The sequence below is a fragment of the Actinomyces sp. 432 genome (assembly GCF_009930875.1).
Taxonomy (GTDB): domain Bacteria; phylum Actinomycetota; class Actinomycetes; order Actinomycetales; family Actinomycetaceae; genus Actinomyces.
In genome coordinates this window covers 1,297,284-1,317,071 of sequence record NZ_CP025249.1, presented here as the reverse complement: position 1 = coordinate 1,317,071, position 19,788 = coordinate 1,297,284, and the positions used below count along the sequence as shown (strand labels likewise).

Sequence of the window (19,788 nt, the reverse complement as noted above, 5' to 3'; positions counted from 1 at the left end):
TCACGGCAGCATCCTCCCGGTGATCTCATCTTCTATGTCCCCCAGGGCGGAGGAATCGGGCAGGTAGGGAGCCAGGGGCGGTAGGTCGGCAAGCGAGTCCAGGCCCAGGTACTCCAGGAACTCCCCGGTGGTGCGGTACAGGATCGCACCGGAGGGCTCCGTGCCGGCCTCCTCGATCAGGCCGCGGGCGTGCAGGGTGCGCACCACGCCGTCTACGTTCACGCCCCGCACCGCAGCTATCCGGCCGCGAGTGACGGGCTGCCGGTAGGCGATGACGGCCAGCGTCTCCAGTGCGGCCTGCGACAGGCGGGCGGTGGCCCCGCCAATGACGAAGCGCTCCACCAGCTCGCTGAACCGGGGGGCGGAGGCCAGCCGCCAGCCGCCCGCAGCCCGTCGCAGGACGAAGCCGCGCGCCCGCGTGCCGCCGTCGGGGCCGGGCTTCTCGCCGGCGTACTCGGCGGCCAGTGACTCCAGCACCGCCTCGATGAGCTGCTCGTCCCGGTCGAGGGCCTGGGCCAAGGCGACCACCGTGACCGGCTCGTCCGCTACTGCCAGGACGGCTTCCACCGCGGCACGTAGTTCCTCCTCCGGCACGGGTACCGGCAAAGCCGCCGCCGACTCCACGGCGCTCATGCGAATTCCTCCTCCAGCTCCAGGGAGTCCGCGGCCACTGCGCTCGGATCCTCAAGCGACTCGTCCCGCCAGCTAACCGTGATCTCCCCCATGGGCGATTCCTGTGCCAGGTCGACGCCTCCCTGGCGGTACAGGATCAGCAGCGCCAGGAAGCGGGCGACGACGACCGCGGTACGCCCCGCGTCAGCAGTCAGCTCAGTGAACGTAAGGGTGCCGGCGCGGCGCAGCCGGCCGGCGAGCAGGCGCAGCTGCTCCCCCACGGGGACGCGCTCGTGCAGGTGCACGGTCTGCACGCCCGGATCCCGGCGGCGGGTCAGTACATCGGCCGCGATGCGGGCCAGGTCCTCGGCGTCGCTGGTGGCCACAAGCCGAGGCAGCAGGGCCGCCAGCTCGGGGGCAGGGACACCACGCGCGGGTGCGTGCGGGAAGCCGCCTCGGCGTGGGAGCGGATGACCTTGGCCGCCTCCTTGAAGGCCCGGTACTGCAGCAGCCGGGCGAAGAGCACGTCGCGGGCCTCGAGCAGCTCCATGTCCTCGTCCATCTCCTCGGGATCGTGCGGGAGGAGCCGGTGGGCCTTGAGCGCCAGCAGGGTGGAGGCAACCACCAGGAACTCGCTGGCGCGCCCGAGGTCCCAGTCCGCGCGCATGTGGGCGATGAACTCGTCGGTAACCTCCGCCAGGGCCAGTTCAGTGATGTCCAGCCGCTTACGGGCGATCAGGGTGAGCAGCAGGTCGAAGGGCCCCTCGAACTGCGGCAGGTTGACCTGGAATCCGGGCACCTGCCCAGGCCTTGCCGGAACCAGCCCCGGTGAGGTCTCCAGCTGCGGCTGGGAGCCGTTCGGAAGCGTCTCAATAACCAGTTCAGGCAACATTGCCGCGCGCGATGACCTCACGGGCCAGGCGCCGGTACGCCTCGGCACCGGGATGCCCGGAGGCGTAGCTGGTGATGGGTTCGGCTGCTACGGATGCGTCCGGGAACTTGATCGTGCGACGGATCTGCGTGTCGAAGAGCTTGTCGCCGAAGGCCTCCGTCAGGCGCTCGAGCACCTCCCGGGAGTGGAGCGTCCGCGGGTCCACCATGGTGGCGAGGATGCCGTCGATCTGCAGCCGCGGGTTGATGCGGTCCCGCACCCGGTCCACGGTCTCCACCAGCAGGGCTACGCCGCGCAGAGCGAAGAACTCCGTCTCCAGCGGGATGATGACGCCGTGCGCGGCGGTGAGGGCGTTGACCGTCAGCAGGCCCAGGGAGGGCTGGCAGTCGACGATGATCGCGTCATAGTCGTCCAGCACGGGACGCAGCACGCGGGCGAGAGCCTGCTCGCGGGCGACCTCCCCGACCAGCTGTACCTCTGCCGCGGACAGGTCGATATTCGCGGGCACCAAGTCCAGGCCCTCCACGGAGGTGGAGTGGATGATGGGCCGCACATCGGGGCGGGCGGCGACCAGCATGTCGTAGACGGTCTGGTCCAGCTCGTGGGCGTTGATGCCCAGGCCGGCGCTCGCCGCGCCCTGCGGGTCGAAGTCCACGATCAGTACGCGGCGTCCGTACTCGGCCAGCGCGGCGCCCAGGTTGATGGTGGTGGTGGTCTTTCCCACGCCGCCCTTCTGGTTGCACATGGCGATCACACGGGCGGGCCCGTGCGATTCAAGTGGCGCCGGCACAGGGAAAACCTTCTCCTGTTCTTCCAGCTTGCCGTCGTCAGAGTTCTCGGGCGGGTCGATCAGGCCGGGCTGCTTGGCGTCACTCACACGGGCAGCCTAGTCGAAGTGGGACAGCGGGACGCGGAGAAGACTCCTTCGCAGGCTAGCCGCGGGCCCGCGGGTGACTGGTGGCGTAAACCTCCCGCAGGTGGTCGACGGTGACCTTGGTGTAGATCTGGGTGGTGGTGACCGAGGCGTGCCCCAGCATCTCCTGGACCACGCGCACATCCGCACCTCCGGCCAGCAGGTGGGTGGCGAAGGAGTGCCGCAGCGTGTGCGGGGAGATGCGTCGCTCCGCCCCTCCGCCGGAACCGGAGCCCCCGGCCAGTCCGGCCCGCTGCGCCGCGTGCTGCAGCACCGCCCAGGCCGACTGCCGTGACAGTGGCCGGCCCAGGGTGTTCAGGAACACTTCCGGCACTCCCCGCCCCTTCGCCGCCAGGGCGGGACGTCCACGCACCAGGTAGGCCTCCAGCGCGTCCCAGGCGAACTGGCCCATCGGTACGATCCGCTCCTTGCGTCCCTTGCCGAACACCCGCAGGCAGCCGGATGCGGCATCCAAGTCGTCCACTACCAGCCCAACTGCCTCCGAGATACGCGCACCGGTTGCGTACAGCAGTTCCAGCAGGGCGCGGTCGCGCAGGGACACCGGCGAGTCGTCGTTTCCAGCGGATTCCAGCAGGCGGCGCACCTCGTCCACGGTGAGCGCCTTGGGCAGGCGCCGTCCCACCTGCGGTGGACGTACCGCCGCCGATGGATCGGCATCGGTGCTTCCCTCGGCATGGAGGAACCTGTGCCAGCCGCGCACGGCAGTGACTGTGCGGGACGCTGAGGACGCGGCCAGCGGGCGACCGCCGTCGGCGCCGGTACGCAGCGCCTCCAGGAATGCGGCCACATCCGCCTCGGTCACCGAGTCGGGCGCGTGAATCGAGCGCCCGCGCAGGAAATCGGCGTAGCGACCCAGGTCCCGCTCGTAGGCCGCCAGCGTATTGGGACTCAGCCCGCGCTCTACACGCAGGTGTGCCAGGTAACCGGACCGGGCCCGCTCAAGCGCATCCCCGCGAGGATCGTGGGTGCGCCGCCCGGTCGCCCCGGTGTCCGCAGCTGCTCGGGTAATGATGCTGTCCGGCGTGCTCAGGCGAATCGGGCAACCAGCCCGAGACCGATAATGGTTGCCGTCCAGACCAGGGCCACCCCGATGGTGATCCGGTTCAGGTTTCGTTCGGCGACGCCGGAGGAGCCGGCTGAGGAGGTGATGCCGCCCCCGAACATGTCGGACAGGCCACCGCCCCTGCCCTTGTGCATCAGGATCGTCATGATCAGGAAGAAGCTTGAGAGGACCAGCAGTACCTGCAGGATTATGGTCAGCACGCCCACGCCGCATTCCCTTCGTCGTCGTTCCGGCCGGTTCGGCCTGTCACAGTGAGGCGACCGCCGCCTCCTCACTCGGCGACTCTACCCGATCCGCGCACTTGCACGCGTGTGCGCCCGGCCCCACGGGGACCGGGCGCACACGCTGAACACAGACGTGCTAGCAGCTCAGGCTAGGGGATCAGGCGTAGAAGCCGGCCATCTGCGCGAAGGAGTCCGCCTTCAGCGAGGCGCCGCCGACGAGCGCGCCGTCGATGTCGGCCTGTGCCATCAGCTCCTTGATGTTGGCCGGCTTGGCGGAGCCGCCGTACAGGATGCGGGTGGCGTCCGCGGTGGCGTCGCCGTAATCAGCGCGCAGGGCCTCACGGATCGCGCCGCAGACCTCCTGGGCGTCCTCTGCGGTGGCGGTCTCGCCGGTGCCGATGGCCCAGATGGGCTCGTAGGCGATGACGATCTTGGCCACGTCCTCGGCGGACCAGCCGGCCAGGGCGGCACGGATCTGGCCGAGCACGAAGTCCACGTGGGTGCCGGCCTTGCGGATCTCCAGGGCCTCGCCGCAGCACAGGATCGGAGTCATGCCGGCATCCAGGACCTTGCGGGCCTTGGCGCCGACCAGCTCGTCGGACTCACCGTGGTACTCGCGGCGCTCGGAGTGGCCCATAACCACGTAGCTGCAGCCGAGCTTGGTCAGCATGTCGGTGGAGATCTCACCGGTGTAGGCGCCGTTGTCGTGGATGGACACGTCCTGGGCGCCGTACTTGATGCCGAGGGAGTCGGCCTCGACGATCGTCTGGACGCTGCGAATGTCCGTGAACGGCGGGATGACCAGTACCTCACACTTGGAGTAGTCGTGCCCGGCGTCGCTCAGCGCCATGGCCAGACCTTGCACCAGGTGATTGGCCTCAAGGTGGTCCAGGTTCATCTTCCAGTTGCCCGCCATCAGCGGGGTGCGGTTGCTCATTATCCGTATTCCTTTTCCGAATGTGATGGGATTGAAGTGCCTGTGGGCGCGGCTCAGTCGTCGAGGACCGCGATACCGGGCAGCGTCTTGCCCTCCAGCAGCTCCAGGGAGGCGCCGCCGCCGGTGGAGATGTGGGAGAAGGTGGACTCGTCGAAGCCGAGCGTGCGCACGGCCGCGGCGGAGTCACCGCCACCGATCACCGAGAAGGCGTCGGAGGAGGAGATCGCCTGGGCGACGGCCTTGGTGCCCTCGGCGAAGGCCGCGAACTCGAACACGCCCATGGGACCGTTCCACACGACGGTCTTGGAGGACGCAATCGCCTGGGCAAAGAGCTCACGCGTCTCGGGACCGATGTCCAGACCCATCTGGTCGGCGGGGATGGCGCTGGAGGGAACCACGGTAGCCGGGGCGTCCGGCTTGAACTCCGGTGCGACTACGGTGTCGACGGGAAGGAGCAGCTCCACGCCGTTGGCCTTGGCGGTCTCGAGGTAGCCCTTGACCGTCTCGATCTGGTCCTTCTCCAGCAGGGAGGTCCCAACCTCGTAGCCCTGCGCAGCGAGGAAGGTGTAGGCCATGCCGCCGCCGATCAGCAGGCGGTCGGCCTTGCCCAGCAGGTTGGCGATCACGCCGAGCTTGTCGGAGACCTTCGAGCCGCCCAGCACCACGGTGTAGGGGCGTTCGGGGTCGTTGACGGCCTTGCCGAGGGACTCGATCTCCTTGGCAACCAAGAGCCCGGAGGCGGCGGGGAGGATGCGGGCGACGTCGTAGACGGAGGCCTGCTTGCGGTGCACTACGCCGAACCCGTCCGAGACGAATACGTCCGCCAGATCCGCGAGCTGCGCGGCGAAGGCGGCGCGCTCGGCGTCGTCCTTGGAGGTCTCGGCGGCGTTGAAGCGCACATTCTCCAGCAGAACGATGTTCCCGGGCTCCAGTGCGGCGACGGCGGCCTTGGCCCCATCTCCGACGGTGTCCTCGGCCAGAGTGACGTCGACGCCCGCCAGCTCCGCCAGGCGCTCGGCGACCGGAGCCAGCGAGAAGTCGGGGTTGACCTTGCCCTTGGGACGACCCAGGTGGGCGGCGACGATCACCTTGGCGCCGGCGTCGAGCAGCTTCTTGAGGGTGGGCAGGGCGGCGCGGATACGGCCGTCGTCGGTGATGTGCTTGTCGTCGTCGAGCGGAACGTTGAAGTCGGAGCGGACCAGGACGCGCTTGCCCTGCAGGTCGCCCAGGGACTCGATGGTCTTCATGAAACCTCGCAGTGTTGAGTGTGTATTGAGTGTGTATTGAGTGTGTGCTGAGTGTGACGTTGATTTACAGACGGGTGGGGCTCTACGTGCGGACGCCCGCGCACGCTGTTGGCGTGCGCGGGCGTCCGTCAGGTGCTCACTGTGTGAGTGCCGTGTCTGCTCGGGGGTCTACCCGGGCTCAGGCCAGCTTCTCGCAGACCAGGGCGGTGAGCTGGGCGAGGCGGTTGGAGTAGCCCCACTCGTTGTCGTACCAGGAGACGACCTTGACCTGGTCGCCCTGTACCTTGGTCAGCTTGGAGTCGAAGATGGAGGAGTGGGGGTCACCAACGATGTCGGTGGAGACCAGGTCCTCCTCGGAGTAGGCCAGGACGCCCTTGAGCGGGCCCTCGGCGGCAGCCTTGACAGCGGCGTTGATCTCCTCGACCGTGGCCGGCTTGGAGGGCTTGAAGGTCAGGTCCGTAACCGAGCCGGTCGGGACCGGCACGCGCATGGCGTAGCCGTCCAGCTTGCCCTTGAGCTGCGGGAGAACGAGCGCGACGGCGCGGGCGGCACCGGTGGAGGTGGGAACGATGTTGAGAGCGGCGGCACGAGCACGACGCAGGTCCTTGTGCGGGGCGTCGTGCAGGCGCTGGTCACCGGTGTAGGCGTGCACCGTGACCATCAGGCCGTTCTCGATGCCGAAGGCCTCGTCCAGCACCTTCGCCACGGGGGCGAGGCAGTTGGTGGTGCAAGAGGCGTTCGAGATGATGTTGTGCTTGGTGGTGTCGTAGTCCTGCTCGTTAACACCGATCACGAAGGTGCCGTCCTCGTTCTTCGCCGGGGCGGAGATGACGACCTTCTTGGCGCCGGCGTCGATGTGCGCCTGGGCCTTGGTGGCGTCGGTGAAGAAGCCGGTGGACTCTACGACGACGTCGACACCCAGGTCCGCCCAGGGCAGGTTGCCGGGCTCGCGCTCGGCCAGCACGCGGATCGGCTTGCCGTCGACGATGATGTTCTCCTCGTCGTAGGTGACCTCGGCGGCGAGGCGGCCCAGAATAGAGTCGAACTTCAGGAGGTGGGCGAGGGTCTTGATGTCGGTCAGGTCATTGACGGCCACGACCTCGAAGTCGGCGCCCTGCTCGAGGGCGGCGCGGTAGAAGTTGCGGCCGATGCGGCCGAAGCCGTTGATACCAACGCGGGTGGTCACTTTGTGTCCTCCTAGTGCGCCATGGGACGCACGTACTCGTACTTGCTGCACACAGTGTGTGCCCCGGCCTTCGTGGGGAGCTCCCCGTCTGATCCGGCAAGCCGAGTCTAGCGTTACGAACCCACCGCCGTGCGGGTTCGGACACGCCACGGGCGAACACGCTGAAACATCTCACATGTCGAGCATGTCTTGGGTGAGCGCAGACTCTGTATCCGGGATTCCCAGCTCGTGGGCGCGCTTGTCAGCCATGGCCAGGAGCCGGCGAATGCGCCCGGCAACGGCGTCCTTGGTCAGCTGCGGATCGGCCATACGGCCCAGCTCCTCCAGGCTCGCCTGCTTGTTCTGAATGCGCAGCCTGCCCGCCTGCACCAGGTGCTCGGGCACGTCCTCGCCGAGGATTTCAAAAGCGCGTTCCACCCGGGCACCGGAGGTAACCGCTGCCCGCACGGAGCGGCGCAGGTTGGCGTCGTCGAAGTTGGCCAGTCGATTGGCGGTGCCGCGGGTCTCGCGCCGGGAGCGGCGCTCCACCCAGAGCGCATTGGCCTCCACCGCGCCCATCCGCTGCAGCAGCACGCTGATGGCGTCGCCGTCACGCACAACCACGCGGTCCGCGCCGCGCACCTCCCGGGCCTTGGCAGTCACCTCGAAGCGACGTGCGGCACCGACCAGGGCCAGCGCCGCCTCACTGCCGGGGCAGGTAACCTCCAGCGCGGAGGAGCGGCCCGGCTCGGTAAGCGAGCCCCGGGCCAGGAAGGCACCCCGCCAGGCCGCGGCCGAGGCGTTGCGGCCACCCTGAACCACGGCTACGGGCATACCGCGCACCGGGCGCCCGTGGGCATCAACGAGCCCGGTCAGGCGGGCAAGGTCCCGCCCGCGGTCGGCCACGCGCAGCACGTAGCGGCTTCCGCGGTGCAGTGATCCGGCCTGAACCACCAGTACCTCAGGAGTCATGCCGAACAGCTCCCGCAGGTCCCGGTGCAGCCTGCGCACGGCGCCGCCGTGGTCCAGCTCGGCTTCGACGACTATGCGGCCGGACACCAGGTGCAGGCCGCCGGCGAAGCGCAGCATGGAGGCCACCTCAGCGCGCCTCTGGGCGGCGTTGTCGGTGGTCACGCGGGCGAGCTCGTCCTTGACGGTTACCGTCAGCGACATCGATGGTGCTCCTGCTCCTGTGGCGGTTGGGTTGGAAGGGTCTGGGCGGTTCAGGCGCCGCGCGGCGGCGAGGCGATGTCACCCATGACGCCGTCGAAGGCGTCCCGGAAGACGGCCGCCAGCCGCAACGGGTCATGGTGGCACAGTGCGTCACCGGTGCGCACCTGCCGCAGCACCAGCACCGCACCCATGGATGCGGCAACGGACTCTAGATCAGCCAGGTCCTCGATCACAGTGGGATCGGCCACGACCACGTCCAGGCGCAGCTCGGGAGCGTAGTCGGCCAGGACCCGCAGGTGGTCCGCCACCGTCATATTGTCGGTCTCGCCGCTTTGCGCCGAAAGGTTAAGTACTACCAGCTTGCGGGCGCTGGTGCTGACCAGTGCCTGCCGCATGGAGGGCAGGATCAGGTGCGGGAGCACGGAGGTGTACCAGGAGCCAGGCCCCAGGATCACCCAGTCCGCGGCGTCGATTGCGCGGATGGCCTCCGGATGGGCATCGGCGTCCTCCGGGACGACGCGCACATTCTCCATGCGCCCCCGCGTGGTGGCCACGGCCACCTGTCCGGAAACGCGCTGGCGGTCCGCCCCGTTGACGATATCCGCCTCGATGACCAGCGGGGAGGCGCTCATGGGGATGACGCGGCCGTGGATGCCCAGCAGCCGCCCCACCCAGTCCAGTCCTTCCACCTCGTCACCCAGCAGCTGCCACAGCGCCAGGATCAGCAGGTTGCCCAGGGCGTGGTTGTCCAGCTCTCCCTCGGCGGAGAAGCGGTGCTGCAGCACGTCGCGCCAGGTCAGTCCCCACTCGGTCTCATCGGTCAGCGCCGCCAGCGCCATGCGCAGGTCACCTGGGGGCAGGCAGTCGAACTCGCGGCGCAGCCGCCCCGAGGAGCCGCCGTCGTCGGCGACCGTGACCACGGCGGTGAGCCGGTGGGTGACATGCCGCAGGGCGCGCAGCGTGGCGGACAGCCCGTGCCCGCCCCCCAGGGCGACCACGGCGGGCCCCTCCTCGCCGCGGCGGCTCCACCCGGCGGAATCGATGGTGGCCCGCGCCGGACGCATGGCGGAGCCGGCCGCTTGGCTCAGGGTGTCGCTCATTGTCGTCTCATTCCCTACCCAGGTCCCGGTGCTGCACGGAGACTTTGAAGCCTGCGGCCCGCAGGCTGGCGGTGATCCGCTCCGCGGTCGCAACCGAACGGTGCTTGCCCCCGGTGCATCCCACCGCGATCGTGACATTGGGCTTGAGCTCATCCACGTAGCGCGGCAGCGCCGGAATCAGCAGGTTTACGTAGCCGTCCACAAAAGCGGCCGCGCCGTCCTGCTGGAACACGTATTCGGCCACGGGCGTGTCCCTGCCGGTCAGGTGCCGCAGCTCCGTGACCCAGTAGGGATTCGGGATGAAGCGCACGTCCAGGACGTGGTCGGCGTCCATCGGCAGCCCGTACTTGAAGCCGAAGGACATCACCGTCACCTGCAGGCCCAGGTCGGACTCGTGCGCCACCAGTTCGCGAATGCGCCGCGCCAGGTCATGTACCGAGTAGTCGGTGGTGTTGATGACCTCATCGGCGGTGCCCTTGAGCCCCGCCAGAAGTGTGCGCTCGTGCTCGATGCCGTCCAGGATCGAGCCGGTCCCCTGCAGCGGGTGGGGGCGGCGGGAGGACTCGAAGCGGCGAATCAGCACCGCGTCGGAGGCGTCCAGGAAGATCAGGCGGACGTTGACGCCGCCGTCGCGCAGCTGCCCCAGGTACTGCATGAAGGAGGCGAAGAACTCGCGACTGCGCACGTCGACGACGGCGGCCAGCCGGTGTACGCCCGCGCCGACCGTGGTCATCATGCCGGCCAACGCCGGCAACAGCTGCGGAGGAAGATTGTCCACCACGTACCAGTCGAGGTCCTCCAGCGCATTGGCCGCCCGGGACCGGCCTGCGCCGGACATGCCGGTGACAATGATCATCTCCGGCCGCTTTGCGGGCGGCACCGGGGCCGCGGCCTCGTCGATCGCCGGGATGCCGCGGGGCACCGTGTCCTTGACCGGGTCGCGAACCGCGTCCGCCTCACCTGCCGCCACAGCGCCGTGCCGCAGCGGCCGGCGCGGGGGCACGCCCGCGGGTCGCGGGCCGTCCGACCGGGCGCCGCCTGCCGGCACCGACGGCGCAGTCCGGCTCGGGCCGCGGCCGTCATCCGACGAGTGGCCGGGCTGGGTTCGGTCCAGTGAATCCATGGCCCCAGCATGACACAACCCGCTGTGCTGGGCGCGCGGAGTTTCGGTACCGTGGTCGTGGTGAACGGCGCGCCGGCGCCGAGCCGTCCGGGCAGCGCCCGCGCCCGGCACAAGCACCGACCTGGAGGCTACGGAGGCCACCGTGACCACATCCCACAGCCCTGCACCCGGTACCGACGCCGCCCTCGGCACCCCGGGAACACCGTCGGCCACTCGGGTGGCGCTGCTCGGCTCCGGGGAGCTCGGCAAGGAGGTGACGATCGCGCTCATGCGCCTGGGCGTGGAGGTGACCGCGATCGACCGCTACCCGGGCGCGCCGGCGCAGCAGGTCGCCCAGCACGCCGTAACCGTGGACATGTCCGATCCGGTGGCGCTGACGGCGGCGATCGAGTCCACCGGGGCGGGGATCGTCGTACCGGAGATCGAGGCCCTGGCCACCGACGCCCTGGTGGCGCTGGAGGAGGCCGGCGCGGTGCGGGTGGTGCCGACCGCGCGCGCCGCCCGGCTGACCATGGACCGGGAGGGCATCCGGAGGCTCGCCGCCGAGGAACTCGGCCTGCCCACCAGTCCCTACGCCTTTGCCTCCAGTGCCGCGGAGCTCGCCGCCGGGGCCGAGCAAGTCGGCTATCCGTGCATTGTCAAGCCCGTGATGTCCTCCTCCGGGCACGGCCAGTCCGTGCTGCGCCGTCCCGACGACGTGGCTGCCGCCTGGCGACTAGCGGCCGCGGGGGCCGGGTGGACCGGGGCCGGGTGATCGTGGAGGGCTTCGTCGACTTCGACTCCGAGATCACCCTGCTGACGGTCCGTTCCCGCGACCCGCGCACCGGCCGGACCGTCACCTCCTTCTGCGAGCCTGTGGGCCACCGCCAGGTGGACGGCGACTATGTGGAGTCCTGGCAGCCGCACCCGCTGCCCCCGGCTGCGCTGGAGCGGGCGCAGGAGGTGGCCGCCGCGGTGACCGGGGCGCTGGGCGGCTGGGGCCTGTTCGGGGTGGAGCTGTTCATCTGCGGGCAGGAGGTGCTCTTCTCGGAGGTCTCGCCCCGACCGCACGACACCGGCATGGTGACCCTGGCTACGCAGCGTCTGAGCGAGTTCGAACTGCATGCCCGGGCCCTGCTGGGGCTGCCTGTGGACACGGCGCTGCGCTCCCCCGGCGCCTCCGCCGTGGTCAAGTCCCCTGTAGAGTCCGGGCGCGGCTCCGGGGTCGTCTACCGGGGCGTGGCCGAGGCCCTGGCGGTGCCGGGCAGCGATGTGCGCCTGTTCGGTAAGCCCGAGGCGCATCCGGGACGCCGTATGGGCGTGGCGGTGGCGGCAGCCGACGACGTCGACTCGGCCCGCCGCCGGGCGCGGCAGGCGGCCGGGGCCATCACCGTGACCCGCTCCGAGAACGCGTAATCAAGGCGGTCGGCGAGCTCAGCTACTGCGCCGCGGCGGGGTGACCCGGGCCTCGCCGTCGCCATAGTGCACGCCCTCCTCCGCCTTTACGGCAGCCACCAGCACGAAGCTGAGGGTGACCAGCAGCGCCCAGCTGCCGAGCTTGCCCACATGTACCAGGTGCCACCCGGCCTGCTGGTCGGGGTAGCGCCACGCATTGAGGAACGTGCCGAGGTTCTCCGCCAGCCACAGGAAGACCCCGATCAGCACGAACGACACCGCGGTCGGCATGCGGTAGCGGTCCCCGCCCACGGTGAAGTGCACCGTGGAGCCCCACAGGGCCAGGAGGAAGCCGACCGCCACCACCCAGCGCAGGTCCCAGATGAAGTGGTGGGTGTAGAAGTTGGCGTAGGCGGCCACTGCCAGGGCCGTGACCGGCCAGCGGCGGAAGTCGGAGATGTGCAGGTCGAAGCGCCGGAAGGCCTGGCAGATATAGGAGCCGACCGAGGCGTACATGAAGCCCGAGAAGATCGGCACCCCACCCAGGCGTACCACGCCGGCATCCGGGTAGGTCCAGGAGCCGACTCGCACCTTGAAGACCTCCAGCGCCAGGCCGATCAGGTGGAAGGCGCAGATCACCGCCAGCTCCCGCCATGTCTCAAGCTTCAGCACCACGAAGGCGGTCTGCACCACCACCACGTAGATGAGCAGCGCGTCATAGCGTGCCAGAGGCAGGTCCACCCGGTTCCAGACGAGCACGGAGACCGCCATGCCGGCGAATACGGCGATCGGGAAGGCGCAGCAGGCCAGTTGGATGGCAGTGAACTGGGCCAGGCGCAGCGGCAGCAGCCGCAGCCGGCTCAGCGGGGCGCGTTCTTCGGGCATCGGCACACACTACCCGGTGCCCGGCGCGTCCGCCGTGAGCCGGCTGCGACCGTCGGCAACCGCGTGGCCGGTCAGGCCTTCAGGCTGGCGCCGTTCGAGGCGATCACGTCCCGGTACCAGCCGAAGGACTGCTTGCGGTAGCGCTCCAGGGTGCCGGTGCCGTCGTCGTTGCGGTCCACGTAGATGAAGCCGTAGCGCTTGGACATCTGGGCGGTGGAGGCGGAGACGCAGTCGATGCAGCCCCAGGAGGTGTAGCCGATGACTTGCACGCCGTCGGCGATGGCCTCACGCACCTGCACCAGGTGGTCGTTCATGTAGTCGATGCGGTAGTCGTCCGCGACGGTGGGGGTCCCGTCGGGGCCGGTGATCAGCTCGTCGCGGGCGCCTAGGCCGTTCTCGACGATGAACAGGGGCTTGCCCCAGCGGTCCCAGTAGTCGTTGAGGATGGTGCGCAGGCCGCGCGGGTCGATGGCCCAGCCCCACTGGGAGACCTCCAGGGTGGGATTCACGACGCCGCCCATGAGGTTGCCGCCGCTGGCCTCCCGCTCCTGAGTGGCAGTCTCGCAGGAGGACATGTAGTAGGAGAAGGACACGAAGTCAACCGTGTGCTCGGCCAGGGTGCGGCGGTCGTCCTCGGTGATGTCCAGCTCGATGCCCTTGTCCCGGAGCTTGCGCAGGAAGTAGCCGGGGTAGGCGCCGCGCACGTGTACGTCGCCGAAGGTGTAGTTATCCCGTTCGGCCTGCTTGGCGGCCCACACGTCCCGCGGGTCCGGGGTAAGCGGGTAGAAGGGGATCGCCAGGATCATGCAGCCGACCTTCAGGTCGGGGCTCACCTCGTGGGCGATGCGGGTGGCGGACGCGGAGGCCACCAGCTCGTGGTGGATCGCCTGGTACAGGTCCTGCTCGCTCAGCTCCTCCTTGGGCGTGTTGATGCCGCCGGACATGAAGGGCTCGTGGAGCACGGAGTTGATCTCGTTGAAGGTCAGCCAGTACTTGACCCGCCTGCCGTAGCGCTCGAACAGGGTGCGGGCGTAGCGCTCGAAGAAGCCGATCATGCGCCGGTCGGCCCAGCCGTTGTACTCGCGGGACAGGTGCAGCGGGGTCTCGTAGTGGCTGATGGTAACCAGGGGCTCGATGCCGTACTTCTCCAGCTCGTCCAGGACCCGGTCGTAGAAGGCCAGGCCTGCCTCGTTGGGCTCGGTCTCATCCCCCTTGGGGAAGATGCGGGACCAGGCGATGGAAAAGCGGAAGACCTTGAAGCCCATCTCCGCCAGCAGGGCGATGTCCTCCTTGTAGCGGTGGTAGAAGTCGATGCCCTCCAGCTTGAGGTTGTCCGGCGTGGGGGCCTCGGTGCGGGGGCCGACGATGCCCTGGGGCATGACGTCCTGGACGCTCAGTCCCTTGCCGTCGGCGTCGTAGGCGCCCTCGTACTGGTTGGCGGCCAGTGCGCCGCCCCACAGGAAGTCGTTGGGGAAGGTCATTGGTGCCGACATGGTTGGTTTTCTCCTTAGCGCAGTTGCTTGGCTTGTTTCCGGGTTCGTGCTCGATTGTGCCTCGCCCGCGCCGGTGCTTCGCGCACCGGCGCGGGCGGAGGGAGTCAGTGGTCGATCTCAACGACGTCGGCGTCGGCCTCCACGTCGGCGTCGGCGACCGGGACCACGCTCGCCAGGCTCGCCGTGTTGGTGACCACCAGGATCGTGGTGGGGTCGTACCCGCCCTCGCGCACGATGTCTAGATCGACCTCGGCCAGTTCCTGCCCGCGTGCGACGCGCTGTCCCACGGTGACTTTCGGCGAGAAGCCCCTGCCCTCGAGCTGGACCGTGTCCAGGCCGACGTGTACCAGCAGCTCCACGCCGTCGTCGGTCTTGATGCCGTAGGCGTGCCCGGAGTCCATGACCGTGAGCAGGGTCCCGGCCGCGGGCGCGGTGACTTTGATCCGCCCGGATCCGTTGGGGCGCACGGCAATCCCGCCGCCCAGCGCGCCGGAGGAGAAGACCGGATCGGTGACCTTCTCCAGCGGCATGGCCCGGCCCGCGACCGGGGCACCCAGTACGGTGGTGGGCTCAGCGGTGGCCGGGGCCTCCGCGTCCGCGGAGTTCTCCGCCGCGGAGTCAGCGGCGTCTGACTCATTGAAACCGAGTACTAGAGCGAGCACGAAGCCGATGGCCACGGCCACGCCGATGCCGATGAAGGTGACCGTCACATTGCCGTATTGCAGCAGCGCCGGGATACCGATCAGTGAGGGGAATACGAAGGCGGAGATGGCGCCGCCGCCCATCGCGATAATGGCTCCGCCCACGGCACCGCCGATGCAGCCCGCGACGAAGGGGCGCTTCAGCGGAAGGTTCACACCGTAGATGCCGGGCTCGGTGATGCCGGCGAGGAATGCGGACAGGGCTGCCGGGCCGGCCACCTGCCGCATCTGCGCGGAGCGGGTGCGAATCATCACTGCGAGCATCGCCGCCGCCTGCGCCAGCACGGCGGCGAACAGCGGGGCCGCCATGAGCGAATAGCCGGGCTTGTCGAGGTCGGCCAGCATGATCGGGGTGAAGCCCCAATGGATGCCGAACATGACGAATACCTGCCAGAAGGCCCCCATAATGGCGCCGGCCAGCCACGGAGCGGCCCGGAACAGGGCCTGAATGCCGCCGGAGATGCCGCCGGAGATGGCGGTTGTGACCGGGCCGATTGTAATCAGCACCAGTGGCACCATCACCACTAGCGAGACCAGCGGCACCGTGAAGTTGCGTATGGTGCCGGGCAGCACGCGCTTGAGCCACCGCTCCAGGTAGCCCTGGATCCAGGTGGAGAAGATGATCGGCAGCAGGGATGAGGTGTATGACGCCATGATCACGGGAATGCCGATGAAGGTGACCGAGTCGGCTTCCGCCAGGGCCACGATGTCCGGGTAAACCAGGGCGCCGGCAATGGCGACGGCGGTGATCTCGTTGGCCTTGAATCGACGCGCCGACGATATCGCCAGCACGATGGGCAGGAAGTAGAAGACGGAGTCTCCGGCCGCGTTCAAGATGGTGTAAGTGGTTCCCGTGTCGGACATCCAACCCACGGTGGTCAACAGGGCGAGCACGGCCTTGATCAGCCCGGCGCCCGCCAGGGTCCACAGCACCGGGTTGATCAGCGCGGAGATCAGCTTGATGAACCGGTCGAAGAGGTTGCCCTCCTCCGCGGGCTGCTCAGCGGCCTCGGAGCCCGGCCCCAGCGAGGTGATGCGTCCCAGCTCCTCGTACAGCATCGGCACGTCGTTGCCGATGACCACCTGGTACTGGCCCCCTGCCTGCACCACGGTCACCACGCCGGGCAGCTGCTTGATCTGTGCCGTTGCCGCCTTGGACTCGTCGGCCAGCACCAGACGCAGGCGGGTGGCGCAGTGGGTCATGGAGCGGACGTTGCCCTCACCCCCGACCTTGTCCAGCAGTTGCGGCGCCAGCGCCGCGTAGTCGACTTTAGCCATGCTGATCCTCCTCGATCCGGTTGCCCGCAAGCGGCTGGGAAACAAAAAAAGACCCGAGCCGACTGCGCAGCTAGCTACAACAGTCAACTCAGGTCTTGCCCCTTGCGGGTAACAATCCTGGGCCCCACTCGAGGCCATTCGAGAATATCTTAGAACCGATCCGCCGGAAAGCGTCATCGGCACCCGCAGTGCGTTTAGTCACATGCGGTTGTTTCCGGGATGCGGGCGCGACCGGTCAATACCGTTCTCCAGGCGGGCGACGTGGATCGTCAGATACGCAGTCTCATCCTCCCGCACCGCAATTCCCAACCGCACCTCTAATAGCTCCTTCACCCGCACCGCCACCTGGTAGGCCCGGGGATGACGGCGGCGCAGGGACTCGGCGATGACCGTGCCCGTGCCGTCTGCCAGTTGCTCCCCGGTGCGGGCGCGCACCAAGAAGTAGCGCAGGTGCACGGCGAAGCGGGCGGCATCGATGGAGTCAGGGCGGAAGTCATCGCCATAGGCGGCCTTGAGGATGTCCATCACCTGTCCGATCAGCCGCGACTGACGCGCCGCCTCCCGTGTGGACGGAGCACCCACGGCGGCGGCGAACAGGTGCAGGGCCAGGGCGACGGCCTCGCCGTCGGGCAGCTGCACCTCCTGGGCGCGGTTGAGCTCGGCCACCATGCGCTCGGCCAGCCGCAGCTCCTCCGGGTGCAGGTGCGCCGCCTCGGCGCGCAGCGGGTAGTCCATGACGGTGCCCGCCTGCACGCGCTCCATGGCCTGGTTGACGTGGTCCACCACCGCCACAATCGTGGAGGAGGGCACGGCGGTGCCCAGGTCCCGGGCGGCGGCACGGAAGGTGCGCTCAATCAGGGCGATGCGCTCCAGCGGAATCGCCGCCATCACCTCCCCGACACTCTCGGCGTTCTGTGCCAGCACATACCGGCGCGCAACCAGGCTCGCGTCAACATCCTGGCCCGGTCTGCGCTGGAAGCCGAGGCCGCGGCCGGTCAGCACCGCTTCGCGTCCCAGCTCGTCGCGCGCCAGGATCACGTTGTTGTTGAACACCCGCAGGATCTCCACCTGTGGGATTGTGTCACCGATCCCGCCCCGCCGCAGCGGGCGTCGGCTCCGCGCTCGTCCCAGCGCCCGGTAACTCCGATTCCCCGCCCCCGGCGGCGAGCCGGCGGGCAACGGTGGCGGCCAGGGCCGGGCCGATGCCCTTGACGGCGGCGATCTGCTCGGGTGAGGCGGCCCGGATGCGCTTGACCGAGCCGAACTCCTTCAGCAGGGCCGCCTGCCGGGCGGGGCCGAGCCCGGGGATGGTGTCGAGCACGGAGCGGGTCATGCCCGCCGAACGCTTCTTGCGGTGGTGGGTGATCGCGAAGCGGTGGGACTCGTCGCGCAGGTACTGCAGCAGGTACAGGGCGGGCGAGGTGCGCGGCAGCACGATCGGGAACTCCTCCCCCGGCACCCACACCTCCTCCAGGCGCTTGGCCAGGCCGACCAGCGGCACGTCGACGCCCAGCTCGTCGAGCACGGCCCGGGCCGCATTGACCTGCGGCAGTCCGCCGTCGACGACGACGAGCCCGGGGGCGTAGGAGAAGCGGCGCGGACGCCCGGTATCGGGGTCCACGGGGCCGGAGACCGGGCCCCCGGCCGCCTCCTCCACGTACTGGCCGCCGACGTCGGCGGGCACGGAGCCGGACACCGGGCCGGGGCTGTTCTGCTCGGCCAGCAGCCGCTTGAATCGGCGGGTGAGCACCTCGTGCATGGCGGCGGTGTCGTCAGCGGTTCCGGAGCCGTCCTGGCCACGGATGACGAAGCGCCGGTAGTCGGACTTCTTCGGGGCGCCGTCCTCGAAGACGACCATGGAGCCGACCTGGTAGGTGCCCTGCGTGTGGGAGATGTCGTAGCACTCCACGCGCAGGGGGACCTCCGGCAGATCCAGCGCCTCGGCCAGCTCCTCCAGCGCCTGGGAACGCTGCGTGAGGTCACCGGCACGGCGAGTCTTGTGCTGGCGCAGGGCCTCCTCGGCGTTCTTGCGCACGTTGCCCATAAGCGCGGCCTTGTCCCCGCGCAGGGGCACGCGCAGCTCCACCCGGGCACCGCGCAGGCCGGCCAGCCAGTCGCGCACGGCCTCGGCGTCGGGAGGCAGGGCCGGCACCAGGATCTCCCGGGGGACGGCCGTCGTAGCGGTGTGGGTGACGTCGTCGACACTGGTGGCTCCGCGCTCGCGGCCCCCGGTGCGGGCGCCGTTCTCGGGCGCGGTGCGCTCCAGCGGTGCGGCCGGTGCGCGACCGCCCACGCCGAGGGAGGTGGTCGGCCCGGAGCGGACGGGAGCCCCGACGGCGGTGCCCGCGGGGGCGGCGGCGTCGGCCGGGTCCAGCAGGTCGGAGTAGACCTGCTGGAGGAGCCGCTCAATGAGTTCGGCGTCGCTGGCGTCCTCAACCAGGTCGATCACCCAGCCGCGCTGACCGCGTACCCGCCCGCCGCGCACGTGGAAGACCTGCACGGCTGCGGTGAGCTCGTCCCGGGCCAGCGCGAACACGTCCACGTCGGTGGCCTCCGGCAGCACCACCGCGTTCTGCTCGATGACCTTGCGCAGCGCCTCGGCGTCGTCGCGCAGGCGGCCCGCCTTCTCGAAGTCGAGCGCCTGGGCGGCGGCCCGCATCTGCGCCTCTACCTCGCGCAGGTAGGGGCCGGTGCGCCCGGCCATGAAGGCGCAGAAGTCCTCGGCCAGGGCCCGGTGGCCGGCGGGGCTGATGCGGCCCACGCAGGGGCGGAGCACTTGTCGATGTAGCCCAGCAGGCAGGGGCGGCCGGAGGCGTGGGCACGCTTGAACACGCCGGCCGAGCAGGAGCGGATGGGGAAGACCCGCAGCAGCTGGTCGAGGGTCTCGCGGATGGACCACACCTGCACGAAGGGACCGAAGTAGCGCACACCGGGGCGGCGGGCACCGCGGACGATCTGGGCGCGGGGGAAGGTCTCCTGCATCGTGACCGCCAGGTACGGGTAGGACTTGTCGTCCTTGTACTTGACGTTGAAGCGCGGGTTGAACTCCTTGATCCAGGAGTACTCCAGGGCCAGGGACTCAACCTCGGTGGACACCACCGTCCACTCCACCGCGCACGCGGTAGTGACCATCTTCTGCGTGCGCGGGTGCAGCGCGGTCAGGTCCTGGAAGTAGTTGCTCAGCCGCTGGCGCAGGTTCTTGGCCTTGCCGACGTAGATGACGCGTCCCTCGGCGTCCAGGAACCGGTATACGCCGGGCGAGGTCGGGATGTCGCCGGGAGCGGGTCGGTATGTCGACGGGTCGGCCATGGCAGGAGATTATGCGATCGCTTTCCCACCCGCGAAGATCACCAGCAGCATCGCGGCGGTGGCCCGGCGGCCGGTTCCCGGGCCTTCAGCGCCTCCCCACGCGGTGCCGCACGTGGCCTGACGATTGACGGCGCGCCCGGACGGCCTGCGGATGGTGCGTGCCCGGGCAGGCCGACGGGAGCCCATTCGCCATATCTACCGATCTCGGCGGTTATTGCTACCGACCTCGGCGGTAACGTCTACCGACCTCGGCGGAGCGGCGTCCGGCCGACGTGGTC

At 69.4% G+C, this 19,788-nt stretch carries 16 protein-coding genes and 2 pseudogenes; 1 reads left to right on the top strand and 17 read right to left on the bottom strand.

Annotated features, from left to right (window positions below; all coding sequences use genetic code 11):
- From scpB to rapZ, 11 genes and pseudogenes are all read right to left on the bottom strand, one after another.
- Nucleotides 1–633 carry an SMC-Scp complex subunit ScpB gene (gene scpB / locus CWT12_RS05420; protein ID WP_161923996.1) on the bottom strand — a complete coding sequence of 211 codons (633 nt, stop codon included), beginning with the start codon at nt 631–633 and terminating at the stop codon, nt 1–3.
- Nucleotides 630–1,504, bottom strand: a pseudogene (locus tag CWT12_RS05415) (segregation and condensation protein A). Before CWT12_RS05415 ends, scpB begins: the two are co-directional and overlap by 4 nt.
- The gene (locus CWT12_RS05410) at nt 1,494–2,381 is read right to left on the bottom strand and encodes a ParA family protein (RefSeq protein WP_161923995.1); all 888 of its coding nucleotides are present in this window, start codon (nt 2,379–2,381) and stop codon (nt 1,494–1,496) included. The pseudogene CWT12_RS05415 and the gene CWT12_RS05410 overlap by 11 nt, the downstream one beginning before the upstream one ends.
- Before the next feature lie 55 nt (nt 2,382–2,436).
- Nucleotides 2,437–3,357, bottom strand: a complete 921-nt coding sequence (gene xerD / locus CWT12_RS05405; RefSeq protein WP_202616322.1) for a site-specific tyrosine recombinase XerD — start codon at nt 3,355–3,357, stop codon at nt 2,437–2,439.
- Nucleotides 3,358–3,464: 107 nt separating this feature from the next.
- On the bottom strand, nt 3,465–3,707 hold the full coding sequence (gene secG / locus CWT12_RS05400) for a preprotein translocase subunit SecG (protein ID WP_161925319.1): 243 nt from the start codon (nt 3,705–3,707) through the stop codon (nt 3,465–3,467).
- A gap of 175 nt (nt 3,708–3,882) precedes the next feature.
- Nucleotides 3,883–4,662: a triose-phosphate isomerase gene (gene tpiA, locus CWT12_RS05395; protein WP_161923994.1), complete on the bottom strand. Its 780-nt coding sequence runs from the start codon at nt 4,660–4,662 to the stop codon at nt 3,883–3,885.
- 53 nt (nt 4,663–4,715) lie between these two features.
- A complete protein-coding gene (locus CWT12_RS05390; RefSeq protein ID WP_161923993.1) occupies nt 4,716–5,909 on the bottom strand; it encodes a phosphoglycerate kinase in 1,194 nt (397 codons plus the stop codon).
- Nucleotides 5,910–6,087: 178 nt separating this feature from the next.
- Nucleotides 6,088–7,095 carry a type I glyceraldehyde-3-phosphate dehydrogenase gene (gene gap, locus CWT12_RS05385; RefSeq protein ID WP_161923992.1) on the bottom strand — a complete coding sequence of 336 codons (1,008 nt, stop codon included), beginning with the start codon at nt 7,093–7,095 and terminating at the stop codon, nt 6,088–6,090.
- 171 nt (nt 7,096–7,266) lie between these two features.
- Nucleotides 7,267–8,247, bottom strand: coding sequence for a DNA-binding protein WhiA (gene whiA, locus CWT12_RS05380; protein WP_161923991.1), 981 nt, complete (start codon nt 8,245–8,247; stop codon nt 7,267–7,269).
- Between the two features lie 50 nt (nt 8,248–8,297).
- Nucleotides 8,298–9,347, bottom strand: coding sequence for a gluconeogenesis factor YvcK family protein (locus tag CWT12_RS05375; RefSeq protein ID WP_237564330.1), 1,050 nt, complete (start codon nt 9,345–9,347; stop codon nt 8,298–8,300).
- A gap of 7 nt (nt 9,348–9,354) precedes the next feature.
- Nucleotides 9,355–10,350 carry an RNase adapter RapZ gene (gene rapZ, locus CWT12_RS05370; protein WP_442862554.1) on the bottom strand — a complete coding sequence of 332 codons (996 nt, stop codon included), beginning with the start codon at nt 10,348–10,350 and terminating at the stop codon, nt 9,355–9,357.
- A 262-nt stretch (nt 10,351–10,612) separates the two neighbouring features.
- Here rapZ and purT point away from each other — a divergent pair.
- A pseudogene (purT, locus tag CWT12_RS05365) lies at nt 10,613–11,865 on the top strand (formate-dependent phosphoribosylglycinamide formyltransferase).
- 18 nt (nt 11,866–11,883) lie between these two features.
- Here the strand turns inward: purT and CWT12_RS05360 are convergent.
- From CWT12_RS05360 to CWT12_RS14675, 6 genes are all read right to left on the bottom strand, one after another.
- Nucleotides 11,884–12,729: a DUF817 domain-containing protein gene (locus CWT12_RS05360; protein WP_161923989.1), complete on the bottom strand. Its 846-nt coding sequence runs from the start codon at nt 12,727–12,729 to the stop codon at nt 11,884–11,886.
- Nucleotides 12,730–12,800: 71 nt separating this feature from the next.
- Entirely contained in the window at nt 12,801–14,222 is a 1,422-nt protein-coding gene (locus tag CWT12_RS05355; protein ID WP_161923988.1) for a glycoside hydrolase family 1 protein, read from the bottom strand.
- Nucleotides 14,223–14,326: 104 nt separating this feature from the next.
- A complete protein-coding gene (locus tag CWT12_RS05350; protein WP_161923987.1) occupies nt 14,327–16,201 on the bottom strand; it encodes a beta-glucoside-specific PTS transporter subunit IIABC in 1,875 nt (624 codons plus the stop codon).
- Nucleotides 16,202–16,399: 198 nt separating this feature from the next.
- Nucleotides 16,400–17,269 carry a PRD domain-containing protein gene (locus CWT12_RS05345; protein WP_161923986.1) on the bottom strand — a complete coding sequence of 290 codons (870 nt, stop codon included), beginning with the start codon at nt 17,267–17,269 and terminating at the stop codon, nt 16,400–16,402.
- Nucleotides 17,270–17,282: 13 nt separating this feature from the next.
- Entirely contained in the window at nt 17,283–18,962 is a 1,680-nt protein-coding gene (gene uvrC / locus CWT12_RS05340) for an excinuclease ABC subunit UvrC (protein WP_442862550.1), read from the bottom strand.
- Nucleotides 18,869–19,510, bottom strand: coding sequence for a GIY-YIG nuclease family protein (locus CWT12_RS14675; protein WP_442862549.1), 642 nt, complete (start codon nt 19,508–19,510; stop codon nt 18,869–18,871). Before CWT12_RS14675 ends, uvrC begins: the two co-directional genes overlap by 94 nt.
- Between the last annotated feature and the right edge of the window lie 278 nt (nt 19,511–19,788).

Coding starts and splice junctions, on each gene's coding strand:
- CWT12_RS05360 (WP_161923989.1), bottom strand. CDS start 12,729: ATGCCCGAAGAACGCGCCCCGCTGAGCCGGCTGCGGCTGCTGCCGCTG.
- CWT12_RS05355 (WP_161923988.1), bottom strand. CDS start 14,222: ATGTCGGCACCAATGACCTTCCCCAACGACTTCCTGTGGGGCGGCGCA.
- scpB (WP_161923996.1), bottom strand. CDS start 633: ATGAGCGCCGTGGAGTCGGCGGCGGCTTTGCCGGTACCCGTGCCGGAG.
- CWT12_RS05390 (WP_161923993.1), bottom strand. CDS start 5,909: ATGAAGACCATCGAGTCCCTGGGCGACCTGCAGGGCAAGCGCGTCCTG.
- CWT12_RS05375 (WP_237564330.1), bottom strand. CDS start 9,347: ATGAGCGACACCCTGAGCCAAGCGGCCGGCTCCGCCATGCGTCCGGCG.
- whiA (WP_161923991.1), bottom strand. CDS start 8,247: ATGTCGCTGACGGTAACCGTCAAGGACGAGCTCGCCCGCGTGACCACC.
- CWT12_RS05350 (WP_161923987.1), bottom strand. CDS start 16,201: ATGGCTAAAGTCGACTACGCGGCGCTGGCGCCGCAACTGCTGGACAAG.
- tpiA (WP_161923994.1), bottom strand. CDS start 4,662: ATGAGCAACCGCACCCCGCTGATGGCGGGCAACTGGAAGATGAACCTG.
- CWT12_RS14675 (WP_442862549.1), bottom strand. CDS start 19,510: ATGGCCGACCCGTCGACATACCGACCCGCTCCCGGCGACATCCCGACC.